This window comes from Streptococcus pluranimalium (genome assembly GCF_047785745.1).
Taxonomy (GTDB): Bacteria; Bacillota; Bacilli; order Lactobacillales; family Streptococcaceae; genus Streptococcus; species Streptococcus pluranimalium_B.
Map to the genome: position 1 here is coordinate 1 of NZ_JBLOJT010000241.1, position 534 is coordinate 534.

General features: G+C 37.1%; 1 protein-coding gene. It reads left to right on the top strand.

Annotation, left to right across the window (positions count from 1 at the left end):
- The first annotated feature begins 92 nt into the window (after positions 1 to 92).
- Entirely contained in the window at positions 93 to 383 is a 291-nt protein-coding gene (locus ACMZ6U_RS10710; protein WP_416108384.1) for a hypothetical protein, read from the top strand.
- Positions 384 to 534 lie beyond the last annotated feature (151 nt).

A 534-nucleotide genomic window follows, 5' to 3' on the forward strand; every position in this document is an offset into this window, starting at 1 on the left:
ACAATAGATGAATGGCACTGCACCCATAAAATGAGACATAAGAAAAACACTCCTGTTGAAAACTAGTAAACTAGAAACAGGAGTGTTTTGTTATGATCAAAAAAGCGTATTCGGTAGAAACTAAGTTAGCCTGTATCGAAATGAAAAAGACTGGAAAGTCTAACAAAGTTATCAAAGAGACTTTGGGAATCAAAAATAAGAATCAAATCGACACTTGGATGACATGGTATGAGAAGGAAGAACGCCATCGATGCCACCAACCCGTAGGGAAACAGTATACATACGACAAAGGGATGACGCAACTATCTGAAGTAGAACAGTTGAGATTACAGGTGGAACTATTAAAAAAGTATCACAGCTTGATAAGAAAATCGACAAAGTAAGTCTTATCAAACTTGTGGATGACTATAAGAACCTGTATTCACAAAATCATAGAGCCTTTAAAAGCCGACTAATGTGTGATAGTTTGACCAAAGCAACCTCTGACGATACCGATTTTTCAACATCCTTAGCCAATCTTCGAGAGTGGTTCAA

Bases quoted from the DNA above. Each gene is read 5' to 3' on its own strand.
- ACMZ6U_RS10710 (WP_416108384.1), top strand. From the start codon at position 93: ATGATCAAAAAAGCGTATTCGGTAGAAACTAAGTTAGCCTGTATCGAA.